Source organism: Aminobacter sp. SR38 (genome assembly GCF_014843375.1).
Classification (GTDB): Bacteria; Pseudomonadota; Alphaproteobacteria; order Rhizobiales; family Rhizobiaceae; genus Aminobacter; species Aminobacter ciceronei.
Map to the genome: position 1 here is coordinate 2545382 of NZ_CP062112.1, position 13515 is coordinate 2558896.

14 protein-coding genes are annotated in these 13515 nt (G+C 64.3%); 7 read left to right on the forward strand and 7 right to left on the reverse strand.

All coding sequences use genetic code 11. The annotated features are described in order from the left end of the window. Position 1 precedes the first annotated feature (1 nt). Positions 2 to 1018, reverse strand: coding sequence for a carbohydrate ABC transporter permease (locus IG197_RS12535; protein ID WP_067965784.1), 1017 nt, complete (start codon positions 1016 to 1018; stop codon positions 2 to 4). A gap of 214 nt (positions 1019 to 1232) precedes the next feature. Then, entirely contained in the window at positions 1233 to 2588 is a 1356-nt protein-coding gene (locus tag IG197_RS12540; RefSeq protein WP_192319182.1) for an ABC transporter substrate-binding protein, read from the reverse strand. Positions 2589 to 2944: 356 nt separating this feature from the next. Here IG197_RS12540 and IG197_RS12545 point away from each other — a divergent pair, with 356 nt between their 5' ends. Beyond that, positions 2945 to 3964 (forward strand): LacI family DNA-binding transcriptional regulator, encoded by a 1020-nt coding sequence (locus tag IG197_RS12545; RefSeq protein ID WP_192319185.1) that lies wholly within the window; start codon positions 2945 to 2947, stop codon positions 3962 to 3964. Between the two features lie 11 nt (positions 3965 to 3975). Here IG197_RS12545 and IG197_RS12550 read toward each other — a convergent pair whose 3' ends face one another. The 5 genes from IG197_RS12550 to IG197_RS12570 all read right to left on the reverse strand — a co-directional run bounded on the left by IG197_RS12550 (position 3976) and on the right by IG197_RS12570 (position 8654). Continuing rightward, positions 3976 to 4617: a GntR family transcriptional regulator gene (locus IG197_RS12550; protein ID WP_067954987.1), complete on the reverse strand. Its 642-nt coding sequence runs from the start codon at positions 4615 to 4617 to the stop codon at positions 3976 to 3978. 93 nt (positions 4618 to 4710) lie between these two features. After that, a complete protein-coding gene (locus IG197_RS12555; protein ID WP_192319188.1) occupies positions 4711 to 6270 on the reverse strand; it encodes a carboxylesterase/lipase family protein in 1560 nt (519 codons plus the stop codon). Between the two features lie 29 nt (positions 6271 to 6299). Further along, positions 6300 to 7313: a 2Fe-2S iron-sulfur cluster-binding protein gene (locus IG197_RS12560; RefSeq protein WP_192319190.1), complete on the reverse strand. Its 1014-nt coding sequence runs from the start codon at positions 7311 to 7313 to the stop codon at positions 6300 to 6302. A 42-nt stretch (positions 7314 to 7355) separates the two neighbouring features. Beyond that, a complete protein-coding gene (locus tag IG197_RS12565; protein WP_192319193.1) occupies positions 7356 to 7835 on the reverse strand; it encodes a heme-binding protein in 480 nt (159 codons plus the stop codon). 90 nt (positions 7836 to 7925) lie between these two features. Next, a complete protein-coding gene (locus IG197_RS12570) occupies positions 7926 to 8654 on the reverse strand; it encodes a TenA family transcriptional regulator (RefSeq protein ID WP_192319196.1) in 729 nt (242 codons plus the stop codon). A 223-nt stretch (positions 8655 to 8877) separates the two neighbouring features. Between IG197_RS12570 and IG197_RS12575 the strand changes: the two genes are divergently transcribed. The 6 genes from IG197_RS12575 to IG197_RS12600 all read left to right on the forward strand — a co-directional run bounded on the left by IG197_RS12575 (position 8878) and on the right by IG197_RS12600 (position 13373). Beyond that, positions 8878 to 9450: a sigma-70 family RNA polymerase sigma factor gene (locus IG197_RS12575; RefSeq protein WP_067965790.1), complete on the forward strand. Its 573-nt coding sequence runs from the start codon at positions 8878 to 8880 to the stop codon at positions 9448 to 9450. After that, positions 9447 to 10109: an anti-sigma factor gene (locus IG197_RS12580; RefSeq protein WP_192319199.1), complete on the forward strand. Its 663-nt coding sequence runs from the start codon at positions 9447 to 9449 to the stop codon at positions 10107 to 10109. Before IG197_RS12575 ends, IG197_RS12580 begins: the two co-directional genes overlap by 4 nt. Beyond that, positions 10106 to 11614, forward strand: a complete 1509-nt coding sequence (locus tag IG197_RS12585; protein ID WP_192319201.1) for a S8 family serine peptidase — start codon at positions 10106 to 10108, stop codon at positions 11612 to 11614. The genes IG197_RS12580 and IG197_RS12585 overlap by 4 nt, the downstream gene beginning before the upstream one ends. 613 nt (positions 11615 to 12227) lie before the next feature. Next, complete coding sequence (locus IG197_RS12590; protein ID WP_192319204.1) at positions 12228 to 12572, forward strand: hypothetical protein; 345 nt, start codon at positions 12228 to 12230, stop codon at positions 12570 to 12572. A 170-nt stretch (positions 12573 to 12742) separates the two neighbouring features. After that, positions 12743 to 12931 carry a hypothetical protein gene (locus tag IG197_RS12595; protein WP_192319207.1) on the forward strand — a complete coding sequence of 63 codons (189 nt, stop codon included), beginning with the start codon at positions 12743 to 12745 and terminating at the stop codon, positions 12929 to 12931. Positions 12932 to 13076: 145 nt separating this feature from the next. Further along, positions 13077 to 13373, forward strand: a complete 297-nt coding sequence (locus IG197_RS12600) for a hypothetical protein (RefSeq protein WP_192319210.1) — start codon at positions 13077 to 13079, stop codon at positions 13371 to 13373. The last annotated feature ends 142 nt before the right edge of the window (positions 13374 to 13515 follow it).

The following is a 13515-nucleotide window of genomic DNA, read 5'->3' on the forward strand; positions in this document are numbered from 1 at the left end:
GTCAGTGTCCTCCCCCACCTTCACGATTGGCCTGGCGGATGTTCCAGATCATGATCGGCACGACGGCGAGCATGATGATGACGGCTATCGCCGCACCGCGGCCGAAGTCGCCGCCACCGCGGAACATCCAGTCGAACATCAGATTGGCCAGCACCTGGCTGTTCCACTGGCCGTTGGTCATGGTCAGCACGATGTCGAAGACCTTGAGCACCAGGATGGTGATGGTGGTCCAGACGACCGCGATCGTGCCCCAGATCTGCGGCACCATGATCTTCCAGAAAATCTGGAACGGGTTGGCGCCGTCGATGACGGCGGCCTCGATGGTCTCCTCCGGAATGCCGCGCAGCGCGGACGACAGGATGACCATGGCAAAGCCGGTCTGGATCCAGATCAGGATCACCATCAGAAAGAAGTTGTTCCAGAACGGCGTCGAGATCCACACCTGCGGGTTGCCGCCGAGATACTGCACGGCAGCGTTGAGGATGCCGATCTGGGTCTGGCCCTCGGCCCGGTACTCGTAGACGAACTTCCAGATGACGCTGGCGCCGACAAACGAGATGGCGAGCGGCAGAAAGACCAGGCTTTTGGCGATGTTGCCCCACCAGATCTTGTCGGTGAGCACGGCGATGATCAGGCCGAAGAAGGTGCAGGCAGCCGGTACGACGGCGAGCCACAACAGGTTGTTGAAGATCGAATTGCGGAACTCGCGGTCGCCGAAGGCCCAGCTGTAGTTGGCGAGGCCGACGAAGTTCTCGCCGCCACGGTCCATGAAGGACAGCCTGAGCGTCTCGATCACCGGATAGACAAGGTAGACGGTGACGATCAGCATTGCCGGGCCGACGAACAGCCATGGCCGGATCAGGCCCTGGCGACGCAGATTGTCGACGGCGGCAGCGCCTGAAACGCCGCGCGAGGGAAAGACCGCGTCGAGGATCTTGTTGGCGCCCCAGTAATAGACGACGCAACCGCCGACGCCGACGATGATGGTGAAAATGGCCGAAAGTATCTGTGCCGTCATGGGAAGCATTCCCTTTCAACCGACCCTTTTCAACGGGCCCTTTTTCAACGGACTTGTTCGCGCAGACTTGAAAGGAAGTCCCCTCACCCGCACTCCGCGACACGCCGGGGCACCTCTCCCGGCGGGAGGGGGGACCGGACGAGGCCGCCGGTGCCTCCCCCGACGAGGGGAAGGCGTCCGCGAAGCGGCAAGGCGAGGGGACTAGCTTGAACGCTTACTTGATCGCGTCCCAGCTCTTCTGGATGTCAGCTGCGACATCGGCTGCGGGCTTGCCGCCGACGAGGTCGATCATGCCGGTCCAGAAGGCGCCTGCGCCGATCTTGCCCGGCATCAGGTCGGAACCGTCGAAGCGGAAGGTCGAGGCGTTGACCAGGATGTCGCCCTGCTTCTTCAGCGCTTCGTTGCCATAGGCTTCCTTGTTCGCCGTCTTGAGCGGGGTCAGGAAGCCCGACTGCGCCATCCAGATCTCGTGGGCGAGCGGCATCTTCAGGAAGTCGATGAAGGCACGCGCGGCCTTGGAGTCCTTGGCGATGGTGAACAGCGTGCCGCCGCCGAGTACGGGATTGCCGACCTCGGGCTTGGCGGCGACGGGCGGCAGGTAGAAGAAGTCGGCATCCTCGCCGAGCTTGGTGCCTTCCGGGAAGAAAGACGAGATGAACGACGCCTGGCGGTGCAAGTAGCACTTCGGCGGCACGGCAAAGAGGCCCTTCGGGCTGTCGCGGAAGTCGGTCGCGGCGACCGCCGCCTTGCCGCCATCGACATATTTGTCGTTGGTGGCGATCTTGGCGAAGATGTCGAGCGCGTTGACGACGGCCGGATCGTTGAACGGAATCTCGTTCCTGGTCCACTTGTCATAGACGTCGGGCGCCTGGGTGCGCAGCATGATGTCTTCGACCCAGTCGGTGGCCGGCCAGCCGGTGGCGCCACCCGAACCCAGACCGATGCACCACGGCACGCCGCCATCGGCGACGATCTTGTCGGTCAGCGCCTGCATCTCTTCCCAGGTCTTGGGAACCTCGTAGCCGGCTTCCTCAAAGTTCTCCGGCACATACCAGACCAGCGACTTCAGGTCGGCCTTGAACGGGAAGCCGTAAAAGCCGGGCTTGCCGTCCTTGTCCTTGTAGGTGCCAAGATCGACCCAGGACTGGCCGGCGCCGTAGTTCTCCTTGACGAAATTGGCAGTGCCCTCGTCGAGCGGCGTCAGCAGGCCCTTGGAGGCCAGATCCTGGATCAGGCCCGGCTGCGGCAGGATGGCGATGTTGGGCGGGCTGCCGGCCTGGGTGTCGATGACGATCTGCTGTTCGTAGTTCTCGGACGACGAGTAGTTGATCGTCGCGCCGGTGGCCTCGCTGAAATAGTCGAGCACCGAACGGGCCAGCGCCTCGTCTTCACCGCGCCATGGCCCGAAGATCGAGAGCGTCTCGCCCTTCAGGTCGACCTTCTTGAGTTCGTCGAAATTTGCCCAGGTGAAGCGGGCGTCCTCGCCCGGTTTGAACTTCAGCTCCGCCGACGCGGGCGCGCTCAGGGCGACGGCGGCAAAAGCCACGCCCAGCAACAGGGTCTTCCTCATGGTCTTCCTCCCAGTGGATCGAAAACTCCGGACGGAACCTCCATTCCGCCCGCCTGCACCGCCCCGAACTGTGCCCCAGACTTGCATGAGCTGCAACTGCTTCACGCAACGGCATTTCAAAGCGCTTTGGATTGCCGCATCACGCCACCGGAATTGTCTGGAGTCAAGAGGCTCGCTCAACTAATCGATTTAAATTTGATAGCAGTGTGCGCTGCAGCATGCTTTTTGGGTGCCGCACGAGTAGATTTCGCTTCAAAGCAAGCAATTCGGCAGCTATTCTTGCCGGCAACACGCAGCTGCTTCGCCCGACATCAGGCAGAAGCCCGATTGAAAGCGCTTTGAGAATCGGAGCCGAGGTGAACCTCAAGCAATTGTCGCTGATGCTCGAACTCTCGCAGACGACGGTGAGTCGTGCGCTGAACGGCTATCCCGAGGTCAGCGAGGAGACGCGTCGGCGGGTTACCGATGCCGCCAAGCGCCACGGCTACCGGCCGAACCCGAGTGCGCGCCGGCTGGCGACCGGCAAGGCCGGGATGATCGGCTATGTCATGCCCACGGGAGCCTCGGTCGACATCGATCCGCATTTCGTCGAATTTCTCTCCGGCCTCGGCGACTATGCCCGCGGCCACGAACTCGATCTTGTGCTGAGCCCGGCGGATGCCCAGGACGAAGAAACCACTTACCGGCGCATCGTCGCCAACAAGCAGGTCGACGCGCTCTATATCTCGGCGCCCTACAATGCCGACAAGCGCGTGGCGCTTGCCCACCAGCTCGGCATCCCCTTCATCGTGCATGGCCGCAGCGAAGGCCTCGATTTCGACTATCCGTTCATCGACATCGACAATGAAGGCGCCTTTCATGACGCGACGCGGCTGCTCGTCCAGCTCGGTCACAAGCGGGTGGCGCTGATCAATGGCGACGACACCCAGACCTTCGCCATCTTCCGCGAGCGCGGCGTGAGGCGAGCGCTGGCCGAAAGCGGGCTGGTGCTGGAGCCGAAGAACATCCGTTCGGAGATCATGACCGAGGAGAACGGCTACCGCGCCGCGCGTCGGTTGCTCGAGGGGCCGGAGGCGCCGACGGCGATCGTCTGCTCCAGCCTGCTGATGGCGCTTGGCATCGTACGCGCGGCGCGCGACCTCAATCTCTCGATGCCACGGGATCTCTCGCTGGTCAGCCACGACGACGTGTTCCACTGGCTGAAGCCGGAGCATTTTTCGGTGCCGCTGACGACGACACGCTCGTCGATCCGCGCCGCGGGCGCCCGCGTCGCCGAAAGGCTGGCGGCGCGCATTTCGGGGTTGGAAGACGGCGCACGCGGCGAGATCTGGCCGGTCGACCTGGTGGTGCGCGGATCCATTTCCGGCGCGAGATAGAAACCGCCAGGCTATTCCTGCGGCATCTCGGCGGCGTTGTAGACGTGGCGGGCGGCCAGCAGGGCGGCGAGTTCGCTGTCTCCGGCGATCACCGCCCGCAGGATGCCGGCATGTTCTTCCCAGTTCTGGCGGCCGCGGCGCTTGCTGATCGGCGCAAACAGCATGACCGTGCGGTCGCGCAGCGAGCGCACCATGTCCTGCAGCACGGAATTGGCGGCGACGGTTGCCAGCGCCTCGTGGAACTCGGTGTTCTGGCGCGACAGCAGCACCGGATCGTCGGTGTCGGCGAGCTTGGCGCCGTCGTCGAGGATGCGCTGCAGGGCGGCGATCTGTTCGGGATCGTGGCGCTTGGCCGCGAGCTTGGCGTTGAGCGCCTCGAGCGTGGCGCGAACCTCGACCAGCTCGCGCTTCTGCTCCTCGCTGAAGACGGTGACGGAAGCGCCGCGTCGCGGCTCGATGGTGACGATGCCTTCGGCGGCGAGCTCGCGCAGCGCCTCGCGTACCGGCATGCGCGACACGCCCATCTCCTCGGAAAGGCGGCCCTCGACCAATCTTTCGCCGACGCCGATTTCGCCGCTGACGATGCGCTCGCGCAAGGCGGCGGTGATCAGCTTGGTGAGCGGAGCGTGGATTTCCCCGAGTACGACGGTCATGGTCTTACACTTCCTGTGGCAAGGGTCGAATCAACCTGCGGAAGCAACGCCTTGTGCCGGATGATATAGCGTCCGGGCTTTGGAGTACAATATTCAATCTGCATCGCCCATCTGCTGCATTGCAGGCCACGACGCGAGCCGGTTTGCGCCATGGAGTGGCCCAAACAGCATACCGTCGCGGCCGATGCTCATCGCCTCCGCGGCGTCCAATGGCAACCCGGGGTTGAGACCCGGCCAATCGTGAGTTGGCGTTGCCGGCGTGCCGTGGCGAATGAAGGTCGCCCAGGCAGCCATCGCGGCGGCGACGGTGGCATCGACATCGACGCCGATCTTGGGCGCAAGATGCGGATGGCGGTGGGTGCCGAAGACGAACGGCACGCAGGCGGCGTGCGGCGTGCCGCCGGTCACGGCGAGCGGCCAGGCGAAATCGTAGAGGAAAGCGGGCGAGCCGCGCCGCGCATGGCGCGTTGCATACAGCAAGATCGGCGCGCGGAAGACGAGGTCGGAGTAGATGGCAAGCCACAACGCCGCGGAGCCGGCGCCCGGCATGGCCGCGCGGTAACCGGCGGAGGTCGCCGCGGGCGAAGGCGTGGGCTCGAACGGGTAATGCAGCGCAATCAGCCGCGCCAGCGCCGCTTCGAATGGTGCACCCGGTTCGGGCGGCGTCAGTGCCGAAAGCCTGGTGCCGTCGGGCAGAGCGAGGTCATACCAGAACCTGGCCTCGTCGCGGGTGAAACCGATCAGCAGCGGCACGTCGGCGAGCACCCCGTCATGCGGCCAGGCATGCACCAGCCTGCCATCGAGCGTGGGCGCGGTGCGCGGCCGGGGGAACCGTCTGGCGAAGTCGACATCGCGCAGCAGCGCAGCTTCGCGGCGGACGAGGTCGGAACCGTCGAGATCGCGCAGGCCGGCGACCGAGGTGCCCAGTGCCGCAGCCACCGCCTCGGTGTATTCGGCGGCATCGTCGAGCCCGACGAACATTGGCGGTTGGAACAGCGGAGGGCTTTGGGCGATGACACCGCAAAACAGCCCCTCACAGTCCGGGTTCTGCGCGATCAGCACGACATTGGCGGCGCCAGAGGATTGGCCAGCTATCGTCATCTTGCGCGGATCGCCGCCGAAGCCGGCGATGCTGTCGCGCAGCCAGCGCAGGCTCGCGATCTTGTCCTGCATGCCCCAGTTGGCGCATGTGCCGGTTTCGGGGTCGGTGAGTTCGGGATGGGCAAGACCACCCAGCGGGCCGAGACGGTAGTTGACGGTGACGACGACGATGCCGTGTTCGCGGGCGAGGCGAAAACCGTCACAGGCGGCAGCGCCGCCATGGCCATTACGCGTCGCCCCGCCATGGAACCAGACCAGCACCGGCGCATCGTAGGCATCGGCAGGCGCCCAGACATTCAGCGTCAAGCAGTCCTCGTCCATGCAGGCGATCGGCTCGTTGAGCCAGGTCTGGCTGCCGGCGAGATGCTGCGGTGCCGCCGGACCGATGTGGTCGACACGCCGTATGCCGGCCCAACCAGGCACTGGCCTTGGCGACCGCAACCGCAGAGCACCGACGGGCGCCGCCGCATAGGGAATGCCGAGGAACCGGTCGACGCCGTCATGCCGTTGCCCGGCGAGGCTGCCGGCGGGCGTTTCGACTGCGATCTCCATGCTGCCCTCGCCCTACCAGCCGTTCGCCGCTACTCGGCCGGCACGAGCGTGTGCTGGAAATTGAAGGCGTCGGCGTAGATGAAGCCGGGATTGGCGCCGTTCTCGACGAACAGTTTCCTGGCGCTCGAAATCATCCTGGGCGAGCCGCACATGTAGATCGCGTGCTCGGAAAAATCGCCGATGTCCTCGGCGGCGACCTCCTGGACATAGCCTTGCCGCCCTTGCCAGCCCGGACCGGGCCGCGACAGCACCGGCACATACTGGAAGTCACACAGACGCTCGGCCCAGGACTGGATCTCGTCATGCAGATAGAGGTCCTCCTCGGTACGCATGCCCCAATAGAGCGACACAGGCGGGCAGTCGGGATCGTCCATCAGCGATTCCAGTATGCTCTTGATCGGCGCCAGCCCCGTGCCCGTCGCCACCATCAGCAACGGGCGAAAATCCTCCTTGCGGCAGCAGAACAGGCCATGCGGCAGCTCGACGTCAAGCCGGTCGCCGGGGCCGAGCCGCGGCAACTGGCCCGCGGTGAAGTGACCGTCACGTACGCGTCGGATGTGCAGATCGACGGTCTTGCCGTTGGGCACCGAAGCCATCGAAAAGCTGCGCTTGTTGCCGTCGCCGAGCAGCACATTGAGATATTGCCCTGGCCGGTAGACAAGCTGTTCCGCGCCGGGAAGTGCCAGCGTCAGGTGCACGACGTCGCGGCCGACATTGCGGACAGACTGGATGGTCGCGGTATACCGTTCTGGAGCGGAGCACGGCTCCATCGGCCGTTCGGTCGAGATCAGCAGGTCGCTCTCCGGCCGCGCCTGGCAGGCAAGGGCGAAGCCCTCTTCCTCGTCCTCCGGGGACAGCGCCAGCGGGTATTCCTCATAGCGGACGCAGCCTTCCATCAGCCTGATACGGCAGGTGCCGCAGCCACCCTCGGTGCAGTCGTGCAGCAGCTGTACGCCCTGGCGGATCGCCGCCATCAGCACGGATTCCTCGGAGGCAACGGTAAACTGGTCCTCGGTTTCGAGGACGCGCACAACATGGTCCATCCATGTCTCCACTACGGTTGGGATGCGGCGCTGCCGCTTCGGTCACTTCTTGATGTCGGCCTGCACCATGACCTTGTGCCCCTTGGGCTCGAGCAACGCCGCAAGTGCTGCGAGTGCAGCTATGCCGCAGGCGATGTCCTGCTCGCCATTGCCGCCGCTCAAGCCGACGCCGCCGATGACCTCGCCATCGACGACGACTGGAAAGCCACCAACAAAGACGGCGAAGCGGCCCTCGAAGCTGAGCTGGATGCCGAAGGCCTCGTTGCCGGGCAGTGCCGGGCCGTTGGGCGGGGTGGTAAACAGGTGCGTCGAGCGCTTGTGGCCGGCAGCGGTGAAGGCCTTGTTCCAGGCGATCTGCGGGCCGGTGACGCGCGCGCCGTTCATGCGCTCCAGCGCGATCGGGTAGCCGCCGTCATCAGCGATGCAGACAGTTTCGGGAACGTTGAGTTCCAGCGCCTTGGCGACCGCCGCGGCCACCATCACGCGGGCTTCTTCGAGTTCGAGTTTCAGGACCTGTTTCACGTCGGTATCGTCCGGCAATTGTTGATATTTTGGGCCACCGAGGGAACGCACGCGGCGTTGCCGCCCCGCGCGCTCCCCACTGTGGCGGGATCAGGCGGCGAGCAGCTCGTCGAGCGGCAGTTCGGCCGCGACATAGTCGTCGTAGAGGGCGGTGGTGTAGAGCAGCCGCATCTGCGCGCCGACCTCGCAGATCTTGAGGCATCGCTGCTGCATCTCGACCGTGCGGGCATGCTCGAGCACGATCTGGTAGCCGCGCTCGCCATGGATCTCGTCGGAGACGATGTGCAGGTCGAAGAACTCGACCTCCTCGTCGGTAAAGCCATATTTGTCGCGCAGTGTCGGCGTCTGCTTGCGGTAGATCGACGGCACCTGGGATTCGAGGCCGACCACCAGTCCGGCAACGGCGACGATCGGATCCTCACGCATCGCCACCGCATAACACCAACTCTGCAGGGCGCGGGTGGTCGGCGACATGTTGTCGGGATCGCGCATCCTGTCGCCCGACGTGCCGCAGGCTTCGCCGAAACGGACAAGCAGATCGGTGTGGCGGTCGCCGCCGATCTCTTCCTCATACATGTTGGCGAGCAGGAAATCCTTGGCCTCGACATAGCCCTCCGGCATGCGGGCGTAGATGTAGCCGAGGTAGTCCGCGAACGGCCCGACATAGTGGTAGTGGTTCTCCGCCCAACGGGCGAGATGGTCGCGGCTGAGCTTGCCGCTGGCCCAGCCGACGCTGAACGGAGACTTGTTGGCGCTCTTGCCCTTGATGGCGTTTTCGAGCGCGGTGCGGAACTCGTCCGGGTTCATTGCAACGGTCATTCACTGTTCCCCTTGAGATGTCGTCTGCAGGTCATTTTGGAATACTGTATACCAAAATGACCTGAGCGCAAGGGGCGGTAAAGGATACTCTGGGGTAGTGTGTCGCGCCGGACTGGCCATGCCGCGGAAGTTCCGCTAGCTTTCCTGCATCCGAAACATTCCGGTGAACCTTTTTGCGGCCAACAACGACCAAGCAGACAGGAGCCCGGCGGTAGCACCGGCCATGAACATCGCATCTGACCCCATGTCCGATCGTGATCTCGTGAGCCGCGTCGCAAACGGCGACCGCGCCGCTTTGCGGCTCCTGTTCACGCGGCACCACGCACGGGTCTACCGTTTCGTGGCGCGCCAGACGGGGTCGGAAGCGATGGCGGATGACGTAGCCAATGAAGTGTTTCTCGAATTGTGGCGCCAGGCGCCGAAATTCGAAGGCCGTTCTGAAGTCTCGACCTGGCTGCTCGGCATAGCGCGCTTCAAGGCGCTGTCATCGATGCGCAAGCGCAAGGAAGAGTGGCTTGACGACGACGATGCGGCTGCAGTGCCCGACGACAACGACACACCCGAAGTGGCGACGATGAAGCAGGACAAGGGTGCGGCCCTGCGCCGCCTCGTCGACACGCTCGCCGACGAGCATCGCACGGTCATTGACCTTGCCTATTACCATGGCAAGTCGGTCACCGAGATTGGCGAGGTGCTCGACATTCCTGTCGCCACCGTAAAGACGCGGATGTTCTATGCCCGCAAGAAGCTCGGCGAAGCCTTGAAGGCCGCCGGATATGACAGGGGGTGGCCATGAGCGCTGCCGAGAAGATGTCGCGCCGCGACGAGATCGAAACGCTGCTGCCCTTCTACCTGAACGGCACGCTCGAAGGGTCCGAACTGGCAACCGTGGAAGACTGGCTTGCCAGCGATCCCGAGGCACCCGCGGCCCTTGAAGCCGCCGAAGCGGAGTTCTCCGGCACGATGGCCGCCAACGAGGCGATCCGCCCGCCCGCCGATGCGCTGAGCCGCTTCTCCAAGCTGCTCGACGCCGAAGCCGGGCCGATGCGCGAGCCCCAGGCACAGTCGCTGCTGTCGCGGGTCTGGGAGCGTTTCATGGGCCTGCCGGTCGGCGTCGCCTGGGGTGCTGCAGCCGCACTGCTGGCACTGGTCATGGTGCAGTCGGTGCTCGAACCGGGCAACCGCGGCAACGACGTCCAGGTCGCCGGCACCGGCGAGGACCAGACGAAGCTGCCCTTCGCGCTGGTGACCTTCAAGCCGGACGCCAGGATGGCCGACATCGCCACCCTGCTCGGCGACAATGGTGCCTCGATCATCGACGGCCCGACAGCGAGTGGCGTGTTCCGCATCGCCATCCCGTCCGAGACGGTCGCCGACTATGACCGCATCGTCGGCGTCATTGCGGCGGCACCCTTCGCGGACACGGTGACGGCAGGAAGGAAACCGGCTGGATGACCACGTCAGGGCGAATTGCACGGCTCGTGCTGGCGGCGGCGGTGTTCGCCGCCACGCCTGTTTTCGCCCAGACCAACGACCCCAGCCTGACGCCGCAACAGCTCGACTGCCTTAATCAGACAACGGCAGCCGGCAACGCCAATTGCCTGCAGCCGGGTGGCCCGGCGCCTGGCGGTTCCACCCCAGGAGGCCCCTCGGGCGGCAGCGGCCTGCCCGGCGCCGTCGGGCTGCCCGAGCTGATCGTCGACCTGTTCCCCAATCCCGGCGATTTTCCCGGCGTCGCCTCGGGCGGCCAGCCGGCGACGCCGGTGCCGACACCCAACCCGCTGCGCGATCCCGCAGGCGGCGCTGCTGCTTCCGGCGGCGGGCAGGCCGGATCTCCGCCGCCGACGCCTCCTGCAGCCGATGCGACGCCGCCCGGCCCCGCCATCACCGCAGCACCGCGCGCCATCTCGGGCAACTTCGTGCCTGACGAGGTGTTGGTGACGGTTGCCGGCGATGCCGCCGACGCCCAGGCGCTGGCGGCCGCCTACGGCCTCGAAATCCGCTCGCAGCGCCAGTCGACGCTGCTCGGCACTAGCCTCGTACGATTCGGCATTCCCGACGGCCGTCCGGTCGGCGTGGTGCTGGCGCAGCTCGCCGGCGACGGCCGTACCAGCGAGCGCGAGCCCAACCACATCTACGAGCTGCAGCAGGCGGCAGCCGCTCCCAGCTTCGCCTTCCAGCGCATCTCGCTCGACGAGGCGGCGGCGAATGGCGAGAACGTCAATGTCGCAGTCATCGATACGGCCATCGACGAAACCCACCCGGCGCTCAAGGGCGCCATCGCACAGAGCTTCGACGCCATGCCGGGCGTTGCCGTCACCGCGCGTGACCACGCGACGTCGGTGGCCGGGCTGATATCAGGCACCGGCGACTTCAAGGGCATGGCGCCAGGTTCGAAGATCTTCCACGCCCGCGCCTTCGAAGGCGGCAAGTCAACGATGGAAATCATCCTCAACGCCCTCGACTGGGCCGCCGAGCAGGACGTCCAGATTGTCAATATGAGCTTCGTCGGGCCCAAGAACGCGCTGCTGGAGCAGGCGAGCCGCGGTGCGCGTGCGCGCGGCATGATCCTGGTCGCCGCCGCCGGCAACAACGGTCCGGGCGCGCCTTATGGCTACCCCGCCGCCTACAAGGGCGTGATCGCGGTGACGGCCACCGACGCCAAGGACGCGATCATGAAGCAGGCCAATCGCGGGCCCTATGTCTATATCTCTGCACCCGGCGTCGACCTGATGGCGCCCGTCGGCGGCGGCACCGACCTGGTCACCGGCACGTCATTTGCCGCGGCCGTCGTCAGCGGCGCAATTGCCAACCTTTTGCACGCCGAGCCGAAACGCAGCGTCGACTCGATCGAAAAGGCTCTGGCCAGCACCGCCACCGACCTCGGCGACAAGGGCCGCGACACCGACTTCGGCTTCGGGCTGATCAACACCAGGGCGGCAGAGGCGGCAAAGCAATAGGTGCGGCGTCACCCGGCGCAGAATTGCGCGATGCCATCGAAGCGACATGTCAGGAGCCACTGCTCCACCGAATTGCGGCACGGTGGCGTGGAATTTCCGTCGCTTCGCTGACAATTTACTTCGTTCATCATAATATCCTTGGCCTGTTGCAGGCAAAAAACGACAGATGTACATGGTCACCCCATGCGCAACACTTCGCTTTTCGCAGCCGCAAGCCTGGGATGCTTCATTGTCGCAGCCATGTCCCTGGCGTCACCGCAAGCCTTGGCCGTCAGTTCCTGGCCACCATTCGAGAGGGCCACTTGTGCTCGCTTGCTCGACAGCTATCACGACAGCGGCGTGAAGCCGGCATACAGGCGCTACGCCGAATGCTACTACATCTGCCGATCGCAGTTGGGCTGGTGATCGCATTGGCCGGAGACCGTGACGGCGCCACATTAAACAGAAGATACAGCGAATATAGATTTCACTAAATCAATCTTCACCTTTCATAACGCCACGTCAGTACGCGTCTTTATTTTCAACTGGCAATTGACGAAAATTCCTAGCTGTTGCAGTAGGCGATTTGTTCCGATCATTTGCTTCAATCAATTTTCACGCCCGGACGCACATCATGACCCGTAAGGTAACCTTGCTTGGCCTTTCCGCAATTGTCGCGGGCTGCACGACAATGTCGCAAGGCGAATACAAGACTGCTCAGACGGCACTTAGCGGCAGCCCCGCACTCAAACGCGAGATCATGGCGAACTGCATCAAGCGTGAGAATGCACGCCCGGCCAAGGACAAGGCCGATATGGCAACGGTGTTCAACATCAACCCGAGCAACTATGCGCAAACCTTCTGCAAGCGCATGATCAACGGCATGGCCAGCAACCGCATCACCTACCAGGACTACCGCAATCTTGATTCCACCACCGCTGACAACAGCAGATTGATCCGCGTCCTGCAGGGGCGCTGATCTCAGCCGGACCTGGCTATATCAGCCCATCGCCAACAGGAGGCTTGCTCAGCAATGCGCAGAACAGTTCTCACCATGCTGCTGTTGGCGCCGCTTCCCGCGCAGGCGACCTCCAACAACCACAGCCCCGACCAGATTTGCCATCTCCGCGGGTCGTGGGCCGCGTCGTCATGTCGGCCCGGCAGGCCGGCCTTCCGTTGAGCGGCCAGTTGCACCTGGAGAAGGCGCCCGGTGCCGGCACGCGCGACGAAATCCTCGCCGCCTACGAGCATCCACGTTTCTCGACCGCGACAATGCAGCAGCGCGCGATCGAGGACTATCGCAACGAGCTCGAATTGCGCTGTTTCAAGAACCAGTAGCAGGCGGGCTGCCTGCCGCACCGCCAATGATCTACTGACATCGCCATGCCGACGTCCGCGCAAACCTTCTGCATGTCCTGGGCGTCATGCCTGGCGATAACGAGGCGGGTTTCGTCGTCTACACCCTGACGCCAAGGAGTGCCGAATGGGCACCGCCCAGGACCTAGCCAGGCATCTTTCCGGCGGAACCTCAAAATGGCATCGCACGCCCGTGAACAAGGAAGATGCGGAGATGCGTTACTCACATTCGAGCGTACCGCCTGAGGGGGCTTTGACAATCCATCAGTTCGTGCGCGGCGACATTTTTGTCGAAGAAGGTCGCGACACTGAAGCAAACCACGCCATGGCGAACACTGGATCGTTCTACTCGTACGGTCTAAGCGGCAGCCTGACGGTGGTCGACCTTGGCAGGGGCAAGATCTACTTTGCGTACCAAGGATAACCGCCGTTCGACAAAGCCACTGCCTTAAGCATGCCGCAATCTGACCTATAGCTCCGCGCCATCATGACCTGTTCTTTTGAGTCCCGCTAAAGCCCCGCTTCACGCATCGCGTGGACCGGGGCCGTGTTCAGTCAAACCGGTG

Bases quoted from the DNA above. Each gene is read 5' to 3' on its own strand.
- IG197_RS12535 (WP_067965784.1), bottom strand. From the start codon at position 1,018: ATGACGGCACAGATACTTTCGGCCATTTTCACCATCATCGTCGGCGTC.
- IG197_RS12540 (WP_192319182.1), bottom strand. From the start codon at position 2,588: ATGAGGAAGACCCTGTTGCTGGGCGTGGCTTTTGCCGCCGTCGCCCTG.
- IG197_RS12550 (WP_067954987.1), bottom strand. From the start codon at position 4,617: ATGACCGTCGTACTCGGGGAAATCCACGCTCCGCTCACCAAGCTGATC.
- IG197_RS12555 (WP_192319188.1), bottom strand. From the start codon at position 6,270: ATGGAGATCGCAGTCGAAACGCCCGCCGGCAGCCTCGCCGGGCAACGG.
- IG197_RS12560 (WP_192319190.1), bottom strand. From the start codon at position 7,313: ATGGACCATGTTGTGCGCGTCCTCGAAACCGAGGACCAGTTTACCGTT.
- IG197_RS12570 (WP_192319196.1), bottom strand. From the start codon at position 8,654: ATGACCGTTGCAATGAACCCGGACGAGTTCCGCACCGCGCTCGAAAAC.
- IG197_RS12575 (WP_067965790.1), top strand. From the start codon at position 8,878: ATGAACATCGCATCTGACCCCATGTCCGATCGTGATCTCGTGAGCCGC.
- IG197_RS12580 (WP_192319199.1), top strand. From the start codon at position 9,447: ATGAGCGCTGCCGAGAAGATGTCGCGCCGCGACGAGATCGAAACGCTG.
- IG197_RS12585 (WP_192319201.1), top strand. From the start codon at position 10,106: ATGACCACGTCAGGGCGAATTGCACGGCTCGTGCTGGCGGCGGCGGTG.
- IG197_RS12590 (WP_192319204.1), top strand. From the start codon at position 12,228: ATGACCCGTAAGGTAACCTTGCTTGGCCTTTCCGCAATTGTCGCGGGC.
- IG197_RS12595 (WP_192319207.1), top strand. From the start codon at position 12,743: ATGTCGGCCCGGCAGGCCGGCCTTCCGTTGAGCGGCCAGTTGCACCTG.
- IG197_RS12600 (WP_192319210.1), top strand. From the start codon at position 13,077: ATGGGCACCGCCCAGGACCTAGCCAGGCATCTTTCCGGCGGAACCTCA.